Raw genomic sequence first — 13,999 nt, 5'->3', positions numbered from 1 at the left:
CAAACTCGTCGAAAAAATAGTTTGCGCACGCCCCAGCCGTCCCCATAGGTTCTTAACCACGGAAACAGCGACTTCTCTGAAGCGCTGCTTCCGTGCTGTACTTATCCGAATAGTTGCGACCGGCCCCGGCCGGTCCCGAGACGCCGAGAGGAGGCGATTGAAGTGATCAGCATCAAGACCAGCACCGTCAGCACCGCCAAAATGACCGATTGCTCGGTCGTCTCCGTGTGCTCGCTCGGCCTCTCCTTCGCGTTCTCCGGCACCCGTATGTCCGGCGGCTTTGCCGTGCTTCCCGTGTCCGGCCTGGGCGGCCTCCCCGTCCGGGAGCGCAATGAGCGACCGACCAAGGCACTGGAAGCAGGAGTAGCGGCGGCGCAGGCCCAGGCCTATGCCATCGCAGCGGCCAGTGCCGAGACGAACCAGACGCAGCACCACACGATGTGGGCCTTCCGTGGGCTCGAACCCTGGAGTGATCCAGCCTGACTGAGACTCAGGCCGGCGCCTTCAGGGCCGCGGAACCCCACCCGGGATCCGCGGCCCTTCTGTTTTCCCCGAACGGGGAGAGCGGAGCGAAGGGGCCTCGGGACAAGAAGCACCCGGTACCAGCCTCCCCCCGGCCAACCGGCCGGGCCGACCAGACGAGGAACGACACCACCGTGCAACTCGAAGCGCACGCCGCGTCCGTACCGCCCGCCAAGACCGTCCCCCCGCCCGTCCCCACGGAGGACTCCACCTTGTCTCCGCTCACCGCGCTCACGGCGCTCACCGCACTCGACGACGCCATCGAGAACCTCGGCGAGCCCGTCCCCTGCCGTTCCTACGACCCGGAAGTCTTCTTCGCCGAGTCGCCGGCAGACGTCGAGTACGCCAAGTCCCTCTGCCGCACCTGCCCGCTGATGGAGGCCTGCCTCGCGGGCGCCAAGGAGCGGCGTGAGCCGTGGGGCGTCTGGGGCGGAGAGCTCTTCGTTCAGGGTGTGGTCGTCGCCCGCAAGCGTCCGCGTGGCCGTCCGCGCAAGAACCCGGTCACGGCATGAACGCCAACGGCATGAACGCCATCGGAACGATCGATCGCCCCCTCACGCACAACCCTCAGAAGCAGGCCCTCATGACCTCTTCCACCAGCGAGCCCGCGCGCTCCGCGACCCAGAACTTCAACACCATCGGTGCGAACACCTCGCGCCAGAACAGGACCCGTGAAATGCAACTCATCCCAGAAGCCCTGGCCCGTGCGCATATGCACGAGCGCCTGCGGGAGGCCGACCGCGACCGTCAGGCCGTACGCCTGGCCGCCGCGCGCCGGATGCAGCGCCGCGCCGAGCGTGTCTCCATGCGCGCCCGCCGTGCGCTGGCCCTGGCGATCATGAGCTGAACCGCCGGCGGCTGACCGTCTGAGAACCTTCGCGGGGGCCGGTCCGAACGGACCGGCCCCCGCGGTGCGTTGTTCCCGCGCCCGGCCGCCCGCGGAGTTATCGTCACGTGGTGGACCAGCACCAGCCTCCTGACCCCGCAAGACCCGACCCCGCTCGACAGGACACCGGGCCCGTCGTCTGCTCCCGCTGCGGCAAGCGCGCCGAGGACACACCCCCGACCTGGACCTGTTCCGTGGAGAACGGCGTCCGCCACTACTTCTGCGATGACTGTGCCCGGGCCAACATCAGATCCATTGAGGGACGCCTCGACTCCGCCTGGTGGTGACCCACCGGGACTGCCGCGCCCGCCGGCGTCAGGCCTGCGCCTCGGCCACCGGAGCGGCAGGGGCTTCGACCGGCGCGGGCGCAACGAAGCCCGGGACCCAGGACTCCAGTTCGTCCCGGAGGCGGACCGTCGCGTTCAGCTGGCAGAGCACGCCGATCGTGCTCAGGGTGACCCGATGGATCAGCAGATACGCCGGCGGCAGATTGAGCTGCTTGCCGAGCTGATACGCGGGGGAGCGGACATCGGCTATCCGGGCCGCCTGGGTGCGCATCCAGGCGCGGCTGAAGGTGAACTCCTCCGCCTGCGCGGGCTCGATGATCGGCAGCAGATAGTCCAGCACCGCGTCCGGGTCGAGATCGATGGAGTCCTTGACGAAACCCTCCTCGCACAGCAGGGCATAGACCTCCTCGGCCTCGCCCTCCAGCGTCATACGGAGACACTCGCCGATCGGCTGGGGCAGACCCCCGGGCAGCCGGTCCACGGTGCCGAAGTCGAGCACTCCCAGCTGCCAGCCCTCGCTGCCGCCTTGCGTGGGCAGAAGCCGGAAGTTGCCGGGGTGGGGGTCCGCGTGCAGCAGTCCCGTACGCGCCGGGCCCGAGAAGAGGAAGCGGGCGAGGAGCTGACCCGCACGGTCCCGCTGGGCCGGGGTGCCGCCGGCGATCACCTCGGCCAGCGGTATGCCGTCGATCCACTCCGTGACCAGCACCTGGTCGCACTGGTGCACCACATCCGGGACCAGCACATCCGGATCGTCCGCGAACGTCGCGGCGTGCTCCCGCTGCGCCTGCGCCTCCAGTTCATAGTCCAGCTCCTCGGTGACCCGGTCGCGAAGCTCGGCGATCAGCGGCTTGATGTCCATGCCCGGAATCAGCGGCCCCAGCAGCCGGGCGAAGCGGCTGAGCTGGCTCAGATCGGACAGCAGCGCCTCACCCGCCCCCGGGTACTGCACCTTCACCGCGACCTCCCGGCCGTCGTGCCAGACGGCGCGGTGGACCTGGCCTATCGACGCGGAAGCCGCCGGCTTGTCCTCGAAGCTGAGGAACAGCTCCCGCCACTCCTCGCCGAGCCGCTCCTCAAGGACCGTGTGCACGGTGCGCGTCGGCATCGGAGGCGCGGCGTCCTGAAGCTTCGTCAGGGAGGCACGGTAAGGACCCGCCAGCTCCTCCGGCAGGGCCGACTCGAACACCGACATAGCCTGGCCGAACTTCATCGCACCCCCCTTGAGTTCGCCGAGGACCTTGAACAGCTGCTCCGCCGTGCGCTGTTGCAGCTCGCGTGCGACGATCTCCGCCGACTTGCCGCCGATCCGCCTGCCCAGCCCCCATGTCGCCCGCCCGGCGAAACCCAAGGGCAGCGCGGCCAGCTTGGCGGTCCGGGTGACCGCCTTCCGGGGAAGATCAGACATACGCCCCTCCAAATCCCAGACAGCCTGCGCCGCATATGCCCTACGGCGTTGCTCCGTTGACGGCGGTTACTTGGCCATTGTGTCGTGCGGCGACCTCACGCCCGAGGTGTGCTCCCCCACTCTTGCCTTCCGCGCTGCAGCCGCAGTCGAGCTGCGGCGCGATCCGCTCGGACCGCCACTGCAGCAGCGGCAACGATGTCTCCCACCGCGCGCCGATGCTCGTCGGCGACTCCCCGTCGAGAAACGCCAGCGCGTGAGCCGCCGCCAGGCCGGCGACCGCCGTGGCCAGCGCGACATCGCAGGCCTGCGCAGCCCTGCGGCGTCCCGAACGCCACTGGGCCAGCAGCCTCGGACGCCCTGGATCGCGCTGCCCCCTGCCCAGCTCCAGACACCCCGCGCAGGCGGTCGCGCCCGGCAGCACCAGCGGGCCCACCACACCTGTGGCCTCCACCACACCCGCATACAGATGAGGGGTGCCGACGGCGACCCACTGCTCCGCGGCGGCGGGCTCCGGCACATAGGCCGCCAGCCCGTCGCGGGGCGCGACGACGATCAGCGCAAGGCCCGGTTCGCCCGTGGCGGCGCCTGGACGGTCCCCCGGAACGCCCGGGCCGGCGCCGCGCGGCGCACGGCCGGGCGAGCAGCGCCCCACCAGCTGGCGTGCCGAGACGTCCCGGCGCCGGCCCACCGCCTCCTCCGGCAGTCCTCCGGGCGCGATGTCCGACGGCTCGGCGCATCCGCCGTCCAGCACCTCGACCCGCCCCACCCCCGCGGCTGACAGCACCGACGCCACCGTGGCGCCCACCCTGCCCGCGCCCCGCACCTGGACGCGCATGGCCCGGCGGGCGGTCAGCCGCCGTATCCCCGCGCCCGGCTCGGGGTGGATCACGGACAGCGACGCCAGATCGGGCCGCAGCCGCTCCAGCGCACCGTCCCCCAGGCGCGGCCCCACCGCCCCGCGCCCGCCCCCGGCCGTGGCGTCGTCGAGCAGACCGGCAGCCGCCAGCCGGCTCAGCAGGGCATCCGCCTGGCCGTCGGGCAGGCCCATCGCCCGCGCCTCCTCCCGCAGCAGTGACAGCCCCCGCGTGCCGTCCAGCAGCTCCAGAAAGGCACCGGTCGCGGTGTCCACCGGACCGAGCGTCACCGCATGCGCGGGTGTGACCCCGAACTGCACGGACTGCCGCTCCCGCCACGCCCGTCGCAACGCAGGCTTGACCATCGGATGCATATTTCCGTCCCCCGCCTTGATCGCCTTGCTTCCCGCCCCTCCGGCGTGTGTCAGCAGAATGCCCGTCCGCGGCAGAGCGTGTGAAAAGTTATCCACAGGCGAGGGGCATTAGTCGTTCAAATCGTGCGCACATGGAGTGGATCAAGTCTGAACCGTTCCGCACACGGGACTTCCGCCGCTGGCAGCGGGTAACGTCAAGGCGTGCCCGCCGACCCTCTGCACAGCGCCAAGAGCCAGCAGCGCAGTCCGACAAGCCGCCCGTCCCGCGGATCGGGGACCAGCGCGGTCGAGGTCCGCAGGAGCACCCGGCGCAGCAGAACGGTCTCCGCCTACCGCGAGGGCGACCGCACCATCGTGCTCATTCCGGCGCGGATGTCCGAGGCCGAGGAGCAGCGCTGGGTCGGCGTGATGCTGGACAAGCTGGCCGCCCAGGAGAGCAAACGCATCCTCGGCGACGCCGAACTGGCCGAGCGCGCGGAACGGCTGTCGGACCAGTACTTCGACGGCCGCGCCCGCCCCGCGTCCGTGCGGTGGGTGACCAACCAGAACACCCGCTGGGGTTCCTGCACCCCCGCGGAAGGCAGCATCCGGCTGTCCCACCGGCTCCAGGGGATGCCCGAGTACGTCATCGACTATGTGCTCGTCCATGAGCTGGCACATCTGCTCGTGCCCGGGCACGGCCCGCGGTTCTGGCGGCTGCTGGAGGCCTATCCGCGCACCGAGCGCGCCCGCGGCTACCTTGAGGGAGTCGTCGCCGCGGAGCGGCTGCCGCATGTGCCGTCCGCACGCGGAGAGTGATCGTCAACAGTCCTGTACCGAATGCGCACCGGCTTGGCTTGATGTCGTCCACAGCCGTTAGCCTGGCGCGACGCATTCACATTTCCGGGATGGGGGACGGTCGTTACGCATGGCCAGGGAATTCCAGCGCGGCCACAAGGCCAAGATCAGTGATCTCACGTCGGGAACGGATCTGTATGTGGGCGTGCAGATCGCCGCTCCCGGGCTGACCTTCGACATCAGCTGCTTCGGGCTCGATGCGGACGAGCGGCTGTCCGACGACCGTTACTTCATCTTCTTCAACCAGCCGAAATCGCCCGAGGAGTCCATCCAGCTGCTCGGCCCGCAGGCAGGTGACACCGAGTCGTTCCGGGTCACGCTCGACCGCATCCCGGCTTCGGTCCAGAGGCTCTCGTTCACCGCGACGATCGACGGGGAGGGCCAGATGTCCCAGATCGGCCCCGGCTATCTCCGCGTCGTCGCGGGCGGCGAAGAGGTCGCGCGGTACGCGTTCGACGGCTCGGAGTTCTCCACCGAACGCGCGGTGATGCTCGGCGACTTCTATCTGAAGGACGTGTGGCGGTTCGCCGCCGTCGGCCAGGGCTTTGACGGCGGTCTGGAGGCGCTGCTGAAGAACTTCGGCGGTGAGGTCGCCGAGGAGGAGCCCGCGGCCGCTCAGCCGCAGCCTGGCGCGCGGCCCGCGTTCGCCCCGCCCGCGGAGCCCGCGGCCCCGCCGCCTTTCGCCCCGCCGAGCGCGCCTGCGCCGCCCGCCTCCGGGACCCCGCAGCCCGTACCGGCGGCGCCTCCCGCCCCGGCCCCGCCGCCGTACCAGGCGCCTCCCGCGCCTCAAGCACCCCAGCCCGCACCGGCCTTCGGCGCACCCGCCGCCCCGCCTCCCGCCCCGCCCGCCGCCCCGCAGACGCACTCCGCGCCGACGGTCGCCGTCCCGATGGCCGCCCCCGCGGCCCCGCCTCCCGCGCCCGCCCCTTATGGCCAGATTCCCGGTCAGGGGCAGCCGCCTGCGCCCCCGGCGCCGTACGGGCAGCAGCCCTTCGCCCCGTACGGCCAGCCGCCCGCCCCCGGGGCCCCGCAGACGCCGGCCGTCCCGCAGACCGGCGCGGGCCTGGAGGCGGCTCTCCAGCCGTACCGGGAGAAGCCCACGGGACAGCGCTGGACCCCGCAGAACCAGCAGCTGATGCGGGTCGACCTCACCATGGGCGGCATGCCCGTCCTCGCCCGCCAGGGCAGCATGGTGATGTATCAGGGCAAGGTCGACTTCAGCTACAAGGGCGCGGGCTTCGCCGGCCGCATCGTCGGCAACGCCACCGGCCAGGAGATGCAGCTGATGCGCTGCACCGGCCGCGGCCAGGTCTTCCTCGCCGAGAACGGCGCGCAACTGCACCCCATCGAACTCCAGGGCGACGGCATCTGCGTCTCCGCGGAGAACGTCCTCGCCTTTGACGAGTCGCTGCACCACGAGGTCCGCAGGATCGAGGGCCACGGCATCCCCGGCGGTGCGCTGTTCACCATGATGTTCCAGGGCACCGGCACGGTCGTCGTCAAGACCCGGGGCGTCCCGGTGGTGCTGCCGGTCACGCCGACGACCTTCGCGGACGCCAACGCCGTCGTCGCCTGGTCTGCCGCCTCCCAGGTGATCCTCTCCAGCCAGGTCAGACTGCGCCGCAACGCCTACCCCGGACACAGCGGAGAGACCGTGAACCTCCAATTCCGGGGCGCTCCCGGGAACTTCATCGTCGTCCAGCCGTACGAGGTCTAAGGGAGCCCGAAGATATGAACCAGCAGCTCGCGGGCTTTGCCCCCGCCCCCGTCACGGCCCGTATGGAGAACCACGGCAGCACCATGCTCAAGGTCGCCATGGCCTCCGGCCAGGACCTGTACGCCCGCACCGGGTCGATGGTGTCGTACGAGGGCTTCATCCAGTACGAGCCCAACCCGCCCGCGGTCCGCCAGATCGCCGCCCAGTGGGTGACCGGCGAAGGCGCGCCGATCATGAAGTGCTCCGGGGACGGGCTCCTCTACCTCGCCGACTACGGCGCGGACGTCGTCGTCATCAACCTCGACAACGACTCCATCTCCGTCAACGGCACCAATGTGCTCGCCTTCGACGCACACCTCCAGTGGGGCGTCGAAAAGGTCAAGGGTCTGGCCAAGTTCGCCGGACAGGGGCTGTGGAACGTGCAGATCGGCGGCACCGGCTGGGTCGCCCTGACCTCCCGGGGCACGCCCATTGTGGTCGACTGCGGGCGCGGCGACGACGAGACGTATGTCGACCCGGACGCGCTCGTCGCCTGGTCCCCGAACCTCAAGGTGAAGGGCAAGCGCAGCTTCAAGGCGTCCTCGCTCATCGGGCGGGGCAGCGGCGAGGCCTACCAGATGGCCTTCTCGGGCCAGGGAATCGTCGTCGTACAGCCCAGCGAGGACAGTGCCGACCGTCTGCGGATCCGGCACTGAGGGGGAGCCACACACCATGCAGAGTCCGCTTTTCAGCCATGCCGAGCAGCAGTCCCAGGAGCGGTACACCGTGCAGAACCCGCAGCTGCTGCGGGTCGCGCTGACCGGTCACGACGACATCCTGGCCCGCAAAGGCTCGATGGTCGCCTACCAGGGGCTCGTCGACTTCGACGGCGAGTACCAGTCGGGCAGCGAGCGCCGCGCCCGCGCCCACACCGGCGAGGGCCTGGATCTGATGCGCTGCTCCGGGCAGGGCACCGTCTACTTCGCCAATCTCGCCCAGTACATCCATGTCGTGGATGTCGACCACGAGGGGCTGACCGTCGACAGCGCCTATGTGCTGGCGCTTGACTCCACGCTGAACACCGAGGTCATCGCGGTGGACAGCCAGTACGGAATCTCCGGGTCCGGCAAGTACCAGCTCAATGTCTCCGGGCGCGGCAAGGTCGCGCTGATGACCTCGGGCCAGCCGCTGATGATGCAGGTCACACCCGAGAAGTATGTCAGCGTCGACGCGGACGCCATCGTGGCCTGGTCCTCCGGGCTGCGGGTGCAGATGCAGGCCCAGACGCACTCCTCGGGCGTGCTGCGACGGCGTGGCAACACCGGAGAGGGCTGGGAGCTGAGCTTCCTCGGCCAGGGCTTCGCCCTCGTCCAGCCCAGCGAGGTGATGCCCCCGCAGAACGCCGCGATCGGGCAGGGGCTGGGTGCGCAGTACGGCGTGGGCCAGCACGGCGCCCACGCCCAGAACCAGAACAACGTCTGGAGCTAGTGCCCCTCCTGGTGCGAGACCGGCACGAGACAGGCACGAGACGTACGGTCATGGGTAAGGGGCGGTCGCCAGGGTGACCGCCCCTTACCCACTCGTCCCGGGCGTCTAGAGCCGCTCGCGCGTGCGCTGCATCAGCCGTACGACTGACGCGTCGGCCACGTCCGCCACCTCGTCGTAGCCGAACCAGCGCAGATCCAGTGACTCGTCGCTGATGGCCTCCACCGCGCCCGCCGGAGCCAGCGCCGCGTACTGGACGTCCAGATGCCAGGCGCAGGGCGTCGAGTGACGGTCGAGCCGGACCGGCCCGCCCGGCAGCAGGGCGAGCCCCTCGATGCCGGACTCCTCCACGCCCTCCCGCAGCGCGGCCGCCGCGAGCGTCGCATCGTCCGGCTCGCAGTGGCCGCCCATCTGCAGCCACTTTTTGATCTTCCCGTGGAGCGTCAGCAGCACCCGCTTCCGCGAAGGGTCGACGACCAGGGCGCTTGCCGTGATATGTCCCGCCGCGCACGCCTTCCACATGCCGTCCGGGTGCGCCGCGAGATGGTCCAGATACCGCCGGCGCAGCTCGCTCTGCTCCTCGCTTTGATCCTCATACCCCTTCAGCACGAGGACGGCGTCGTCATGCAGACTCACTTGTCAGTCTCGTCCCCGCCCCGGTCGCCGCTGCCCCCGTCGTCCTCGCTCCGGCCGTCCTCGCTCCGGTCCTGGCCCTTCGGACGGGGCCCGCCCGCCGCCTCGCCGAGCATCTTGTCCAGCTCGGAGAAGTCGATCTGCTCGCGGTGCACAAAACCGTCCGGGTCGTCCAGGTCCGTCGCCGTCGGCAGCATGTCCGGGTGCTCCCACAGCCCGTCCCGGCCGTCCACCCCGCGCGCGTCGGTGAGCGATGCCCACAGCCGCGAGGCGTCCCGCAGCCGGCGCGGCCGCAGCGTCAGCCCGATGAGCGTGGCGAAGGTCTGCTCCGCGGGGCCCCCGCTGGCGCGGCGGCGGCGCAGCGTCTCGCGCAGGGCGTTCGCGGCGGTCAGCCGGGACGCGGCGGCCTCGTGCACCACCGCGTCCACCCAGCCCTCCACCAGGGCCAGCGCGGTCTCCAGACGGGCCAGTGCGGCCTTCTGCTCCGGGGTGTCCTCCGGCTGGAACATGCCCTGCTGCAGCGCCTCCTGCAGCTGCTCCGGATGGCTCGGGTCGAACTGGCCGACCACGTCTTCCAGCTTGCCGGTGTCGACCTTGATCCCGCGCGCATAGCCTTCGACGGCGCCGAACAGATGCGACCGCAGCCACGGCACATGGGCGAAGAGCCGCTGATGAGCGGCCTCGCGCAGGGCGAGATACAGCCGCACCTCCTCGCGCGGCACGCCCAGGTCCTTGCCCAGCGCGTCCACGTTCAGCGGCAGCAGCGCGGCCTGGCCGGCCGGGCCCAGGGGGAGCCCGATGTCGGTCGAGCCGACCACCTCGCCCGCCAGCACGCCGACCGCCTGGCCGATCTGCTGCCCGAACATCGCACCGCCCATCGACCGCATCATGCCGATCAGCGGGCCGGCCATGGCCTTCATCTCCTCCGGCAGCACATCGCCCATGGCGATGCCGACCCGCTCGGCGACCGGGTCGACCAGCTGCTGCCAGGCGGGGAGGGTCGCCTCGACCCACTCCGCGCGGCTCCATGCCACGGCCGTGTTCGCGCCGGAGGGCAGGGACGTCACACCGTCCAGCCACAGGTCCGCCAGGCGCAGCGCCTCCTCGACGGCCGCCCGGTCCGCGGGGCCGACGCTGACGTCCTTCGTGCCGTCCGGCGTGCCCTGGGAGACCGTCTGGCGCGCGATCTGCTTGGCCATGTCCCAGTTCACAGGGCCGCCCTCATAGCTCAGCATCTGACCGAGCTGCTGGAAGGCGGCGCCCAGGTCCTGGGGACCCATGGAGCCGAACATCGCGGCGAACGGATTGTCACCGCCCGCGCCGCCCGGCAGGCCGATGCCGAAGGGGTCGCCCGGACCGCCGCTCTGGCCTCCGGAACCCTGCCCACCTCCGGCGGGGTCCTTCTTCTTGCCCTCGTCGCCGTTCTCCGGCTCCTCCGGCGGAAGGCCGAATCCGAATGGGGTGTCACTCACGGGTTTCCTCGGCTCGTAGGGCCGCCGGCTTCCTGCCGGCGGCGAATGCCCGACAACACCACCCAGCGTAGACATCCGGGCCGCATCCGGGCTCGGTGCTCCACCTGCTGCCGGCCTGCGGCAGGATGGACGCACCCGGTACGCACGCGCCGTGCGCGTCGGTACTTCGGTACTGAAGACAACCGCTGGAGACGCCTGGTGAGTTCCCCAGATCCGCAGGTTCGCGCAGCGCGAAACCGTTCAACCCCGGCCGGCGGCCGCGGGCCCGCAGGCCGCGGCCCCGTCGTCGCGGTCACCGGCGCCTCCTCGGGCGTCGGCGATCTGCTCGTGCGGCGGCTGGCCGGCTGCGACGAGGTCAAGCAGGTCATCGCGATCGACGAGCGCCGCGGCGAGGTCACCGAGGCGCAGTGGCACATCCTCGACGTCCGCGACCCGGCCATCGCCGAGAAGCTGCGCGGGGCCGACGTCGTGGTCCACCTCGCTCTCGACCTGGACCTGGAGACCGACCCGGCCGCCCGTACCGCGTATAACGTACGCGGTACGCAGACCGTGCTGACCGCAGCGGCCGCCGCCGGGGTGCACCGGGTCGTCCTGTGCACCTCGGCGATGGTCTACGGGGCGCTGCCCGACAACGACGTCCCGCTCTCCGAGGACGCGGAGCTGCGCGCCACCGCCGAGGCCACCGGAGTCGGCGATCTGCTGGAGATCGAACGGCTCGGCAGGCGTGCTCCGCGCGCGCATCCGGGTCTCAACGTCACCGTGGTCCGCCCCGCTGTCCTGGTGGGCGGCACGGACACCGCGCTGACCCGCTACTTCGAGTCGCCGCGGCTCCTGGTGGTGGCCGGTTCCCGCCCCACCTGGCAGTTCTGCCATGTCGAGGACCTGGTCAGCGCGCTTGAGTACGCCGCCCTGGAGAAGGTGGAGGGCGAGCTGGCGGTCGGCTGCGACGGCTGGCTGGAGCAGGAGGAGGTGGAGGAGCTCAGCGGCATCCGGCGTATGGAGCTGCCGTCCGCGGTCGCCCTGGGAGCCGCCGCCCGGCTGCACCGGATCGGGCTCACCCCGTCCCCCGCCGGGGACCTCGCGTACACCATGCACCCCTGGGTCGTCAGCGTCAGCCGGCTGCATGACGCGGGCTGGCGTCCGCAGTGGACGAACGAGGAGGTGCTGGCCGCGCTGCTGGAGGAGGCGGCGGGACGGCACACCGTCGCCGGTCGCAGGCTGGGCCGCAAGGACGCCACCGCGGCGGGCGCGGCGGGCGCGACGGTGGCCCTGCTCGGCACCGCGGCCCTGGTGCGCAGGGCCCGCAAGGCGCGCCGCCGGCTCTGAGCGCCCCGGTGCCCCTCCGGGCCCGTCACGGTGTGCCCGACACGCCGGTACGGCCCTGTAGGAGGCTCTAACCGCGGGCGCGCCCGGCCGGTGGAAACGGGTATTCCGCGCTGTCGGCGGCGTACGGCACGATGGTCACATGGCACGCAGGAACGATCACCCCGGCGAACAGGCGGCGCAGGACCCCATCCGGCTGCTCGCGATCCGCGACACCCCGCTCTCCGTCGACGAGGTCTTCACGGCCGTCGGCGACGACGCGGCGGGCGGCACGGCGCTCTTCGTCGGCACCGTGCGCAGCCATGACGGCGGCGCGGACGTCGAGAAGCTGGGCTATTCCTGCCATCCCACGGCCGAGGCAGAGATGCGGCGGATCGCGGAGCGGGTCGCCGCGCAGTTCCCGGTGCGGGCCATGGCCGCCGTCCACCGGGTGGGCGACCTCGCGGTCGGGGATCTGGCCGTCGTCGTGGCCGTGTCCTGTCCGCACCGGGGGGAGGCGTTCGAGGCCTGCCGCAAGCTGATCGACGACCTCAAGCACGAAGTGCCGATCTGGAAGCACCAGACGTTCTCGGACGGTACGGAGGAGTGGGTGGGGGCCTGCTGACGAATGGCCCCGGGGGGTACGCGAGGCTGAAAGCATTCGGCCCCATCCGCCCCGATTTGCGTAACCGCACACCCGCTACGAGCGTTGAACTGGCAGACGACTAATCTGCTGATCACTCGGTTGCATTCGCTTATGGGGTGAGGGAGGTTGCGATGGCAGTGCTCGCCTGGTTGCTGATTCCGCTGTTCGCCGTCGTCGGCGCCGGCATATGGGGAAGCTGGGCCGCGCGGGACCGTACGTCCGGGGATGTGGCGGAGCTCGCCGGGTACGCCCGGTTCCGTGATGCGATGGACAAATCGGGCTCCCAGACCGACGCGATATGACCGACGCGGTATGAGCGGGGCCGTGAGCAGAGGTGTGACCGGGAGAGCAAGCGGACCCGCGAGCCGGCGCATGGTCCGCACCGCAGTCCGGCACCGGAGCCCGGACGGACCGGTCCGGGCGGTGCGCTGACAGGTCCGTCCCGTACTGTCGTTCCATGCCCCGCCGCACTGCGACGATGCTCGCCTCCACACTCGCTTTCATCGCGCTGCTCTGTGTCGGCGTGTTCCTCCCTGTGCCGTACTCCGAGATGTCGCCCGGTCCCACGGTGAACACCCTCGGCTCGACGGACGGCGAGGATGTGCTCAAGATCTCCGGCCGCGAGACGTACCCGACGCGCGGCAATCTCAATATGACGACGGTCCGGGTCACCGGCGCGGACTACCGCATGAACCTCGTCGAGGCGATCTACGGCTGGCTGGCCCACGACAACGTCGTGGTGCCACATGACACGCTCTACCCCGACGGGCAGACGGAGGAAGAGTCCACGCAGGAGAACGCCGAGGAGTTCACCCAGTCGCAGGAGAGCGCCAAGGTGGCGGCGCTGGAACAGCTGGACATCCCGGTGACCTCGCGCGTGGTGGTCTCCTCCGTCCTGAAGGACTCTCCCGCGGAGCAGCGGCTGCACGCCGGTGATGTGATCCGCGAGGTGGACGGCACGGCGGTGAAGGAGCCCGGCGATGTCGCGAAGCTCGTGGTCAAGCGCAAGCCGGGCGAGGACGTCGTCTTCACGATCGTCCCGGCCGATGCGGCGGCGGCCGCGGAGAAGGCGGGCCGCGAGCCCACGGCCACCCAGAAGGTCACGGTTCCCACCGTGAAGGCCCCGGAGGGCGACCGGGCGATCGTCGGCATCCACGCCGGGACCGACTACACCTTCCCGTTCACCATCGACATCAACCTCGCCGATGTCGGCGGGCCCAGCGCGGGTCTGATGTTCGCCCTCGGCATCATCGACAAGCTCACCCCGGGTGCCATGACCGGCGGCGAGTTCGTGGCCGGCACCGGGACCATCGACGACGACGGGAAGGTCGGGCCCATCGGCGGCATCGAGATGAAGCTCGTCGGGGCGCGGAACGCGGGCGCGGAGTACTTCCTGACCCCTGCGGACAACTGCGCTTCGGCGGCGTCCGACACTCCGGACGGGCTGACGCTGGTGAAGGTCGACACGATCGCGGACGCGAGGAAGTCGCTGGAGAAGATCCGGGAGGGGGACGTGGAGGGGCTGCCGGGTTGCGGGGCGCGGTGACGGGCGGGGTGCCGGGGTGCGGGGAATCGTTCCTGCGGGCGTGAGTCTTCCCCC

Annotated in this window: 16 protein-coding genes; 12 read left to right on the top strand and 4 right to left on the bottom strand. The window is 70.9% G+C overall.

All coding sequences use genetic code 11. The annotated features are described in order from the left end of the window. Positions 1 to 162: 162 nt before the first annotated feature. From OF819_RS25310 to OF819_RS25295, 4 genes are all read left to right on the top strand, one after another. Positions 163 to 483 (top strand): hypothetical protein, encoded by a 321-nt coding sequence (locus tag OF819_RS25310; protein WP_267245947.1) that lies wholly within the window; start codon positions 163 to 165, stop codon positions 481 to 483. Between the two features lie 173 nt (positions 484 to 656). Then, entirely contained in the window at positions 657 to 1,034 is a 378-nt protein-coding gene (locus OF819_RS25305; protein ID WP_267245946.1) for a WhiB family transcriptional regulator, read from the top strand. Between the two features lie 11 nt (positions 1,035 to 1,045). Next, positions 1,046 to 1,369, top strand: coding sequence for a hypothetical protein (locus OF819_RS25300; RefSeq protein WP_267245970.1), 324 nt, complete (start codon positions 1,046 to 1,048; stop codon positions 1,367 to 1,369). Between the two features lie 110 nt (positions 1,370 to 1,479). Continuing rightward, entirely contained in the window at positions 1,480 to 1,695 is a 216-nt protein-coding gene (locus OF819_RS25295) for a hypothetical protein (protein ID WP_267245945.1), read from the top strand. Positions 1,696 to 1,723: 28 nt separating this feature from the next. Here OF819_RS25295 and OF819_RS25290 read toward each other — a convergent pair whose 3' ends face one another. Further along, positions 1,724 to 3,100, bottom strand: a complete 1,377-nt coding sequence (locus OF819_RS25290; RefSeq protein ID WP_267245944.1) for an ABC1 kinase family protein — start codon at positions 3,098 to 3,100, stop codon at positions 1,724 to 1,726. A gap of 40 nt (positions 3,101 to 3,140) precedes the next feature. Further along, complete coding sequence (locus tag OF819_RS25285; RefSeq protein WP_416370621.1) at positions 3,141 to 4,319, bottom strand: ThiF family adenylyltransferase; 1,179 nt, start codon at positions 4,317 to 4,319, stop codon at positions 3,141 to 3,143. 210 nt (positions 4,320 to 4,529) lie between these two features. On the opposite strand from OF819_RS25285, the gene OF819_RS25280 reads away from it, so the two are divergent. The 4 genes from OF819_RS25280 (at position 4,530) to OF819_RS25265 (ending at position 8,349) form a co-directional block, all read left to right on the top strand. Beyond that, the gene (locus OF819_RS25280; RefSeq protein WP_267245942.1) at positions 4,530 to 5,126 is read left to right on the top strand and encodes a M48 family metallopeptidase; all 597 of its coding nucleotides are present in this window, start codon (positions 4,530 to 4,532) and stop codon (positions 5,124 to 5,126) included. Positions 5,127 to 5,235: 109 nt separating this feature from the next. Beyond that, positions 5,236 to 6,882: a TerD family protein gene (locus OF819_RS25275; protein WP_267245941.1), complete on the top strand. Its 1,647-nt coding sequence runs from the start codon at positions 5,236 to 5,238 to the stop codon at positions 6,880 to 6,882. A 14-nt stretch (positions 6,883 to 6,896) separates the two neighbouring features. Beyond that, entirely contained in the window at positions 6,897 to 7,577 is a 681-nt protein-coding gene (locus OF819_RS25270) for an AIM24 family protein (RefSeq protein WP_267245940.1), read from the top strand. 16 nt (positions 7,578 to 7,593) lie between these two features. Then, complete coding sequence (locus OF819_RS25265; protein WP_267245939.1) at positions 7,594 to 8,349, top strand: AIM24 family protein; 756 nt, start codon at positions 7,594 to 7,596, stop codon at positions 8,347 to 8,349. A 105-nt stretch (positions 8,350 to 8,454) separates the two neighbouring features. Here the strand turns inward: OF819_RS25265 and OF819_RS25260 are convergent, their stop codons facing one another. Next, the gene (locus OF819_RS25260; RefSeq protein WP_267245938.1) at positions 8,455 to 8,982 is read right to left on the bottom strand and encodes an NUDIX hydrolase; all 528 of its coding nucleotides are present in this window, start codon (positions 8,980 to 8,982) and stop codon (positions 8,455 to 8,457) included. Continuing rightward, a complete protein-coding gene (locus OF819_RS25255) occupies positions 8,979 to 10,451 on the bottom strand; it encodes a zinc-dependent metalloprotease (RefSeq protein WP_267245937.1) in 1,473 nt (490 codons plus the stop codon). Before OF819_RS25255 ends, OF819_RS25260 begins: the two co-directional genes overlap by 4 nt. A gap of 198 nt (positions 10,452 to 10,649) precedes the next feature. Here OF819_RS25255 and OF819_RS25250 point away from each other — a divergent pair, with 198 nt between their 5' ends. The 4 genes from OF819_RS25250 (at position 10,650) to OF819_RS25235 (ending at position 13,945) form a co-directional block, all read left to right on the top strand. Beyond that, entirely contained in the window at positions 10,650 to 11,777 is a 1,128-nt protein-coding gene (locus OF819_RS25250; RefSeq protein ID WP_267245936.1) for an SDR family oxidoreductase, read from the top strand. A gap of 139 nt (positions 11,778 to 11,916) precedes the next feature. Beyond that, entirely contained in the window at positions 11,917 to 12,378 is a 462-nt protein-coding gene (locus OF819_RS25245; protein WP_267245935.1) for a molybdenum cofactor biosynthesis protein MoaE, read from the top strand. 152 nt (positions 12,379 to 12,530) lie between these two features. Further along, complete coding sequence (locus OF819_RS25240; RefSeq protein ID WP_267245934.1) at positions 12,531 to 12,701, top strand: hypothetical protein; 171 nt, start codon at positions 12,531 to 12,533, stop codon at positions 12,699 to 12,701. Between the two features lie 155 nt (positions 12,702 to 12,856). Further along, positions 12,857 to 13,945, top strand: a complete 1,089-nt coding sequence (locus OF819_RS25235; protein ID WP_267245933.1) for a PDZ domain-containing protein — start codon at positions 12,857 to 12,859, stop codon at positions 13,943 to 13,945. Positions 13,946 to 13,999: the final 54 nt, after the last annotated feature.

Source organism: Streptomyces sp. PR69, from assembly GCF_026420845.1.
Taxonomy (GTDB): Bacteria; Actinomycetota; Actinomycetes; order Streptomycetales; family Streptomycetaceae; genus Streptomyces.
The sequence above is the reverse complement of the archived record's forward strand: the minus strand, read 5'-3'. Positions and strand labels throughout refer to the sequence as shown.

Bases quoted from the DNA above. Each gene is read 5' to 3' on its own strand.
- OF819_RS25300 (WP_267245970.1), top strand. From the start codon at position 1,046: ATGAACGCCATCGGAACGATCGATCGCCCCCTCACGCACAACCCTCAG.
- OF819_RS25290 (WP_267245944.1), bottom strand. From the start codon at position 3,100: ATGTCTGATCTTCCCCGGAAGGCGGTCACCCGGACCGCCAAGCTGGCC.
- OF819_RS25285 (WP_416370621.1), bottom strand. From the start codon at position 4,319: ATGGTCAAGCCTGCGTTGCGACGGGCGTGGCGGGAGCGGCAGTCCGTG.
- OF819_RS25275 (WP_267245941.1), top strand. From the start codon at position 5,236: ATGGCCAGGGAATTCCAGCGCGGCCACAAGGCCAAGATCAGTGATCTC.
- OF819_RS25270 (WP_267245940.1), top strand. From the start codon at position 6,897: ATGAACCAGCAGCTCGCGGGCTTTGCCCCCGCCCCCGTCACGGCCCGT.
- OF819_RS25265 (WP_267245939.1), top strand. From the start codon at position 7,594: ATGCAGAGTCCGCTTTTCAGCCATGCCGAGCAGCAGTCCCAGGAGCGG.
- OF819_RS25245 (WP_267245935.1), top strand. From the start codon at position 11,917: ATGGCACGCAGGAACGATCACCCCGGCGAACAGGCGGCGCAGGACCCC.
- OF819_RS25240 (WP_267245934.1), top strand. From the start codon at position 12,531: ATGGCAGTGCTCGCCTGGTTGCTGATTCCGCTGTTCGCCGTCGTCGGC.
- OF819_RS25235 (WP_267245933.1), top strand. From the start codon at position 12,857: ATGCCCCGCCGCACTGCGACGATGCTCGCCTCCACACTCGCTTTCATC.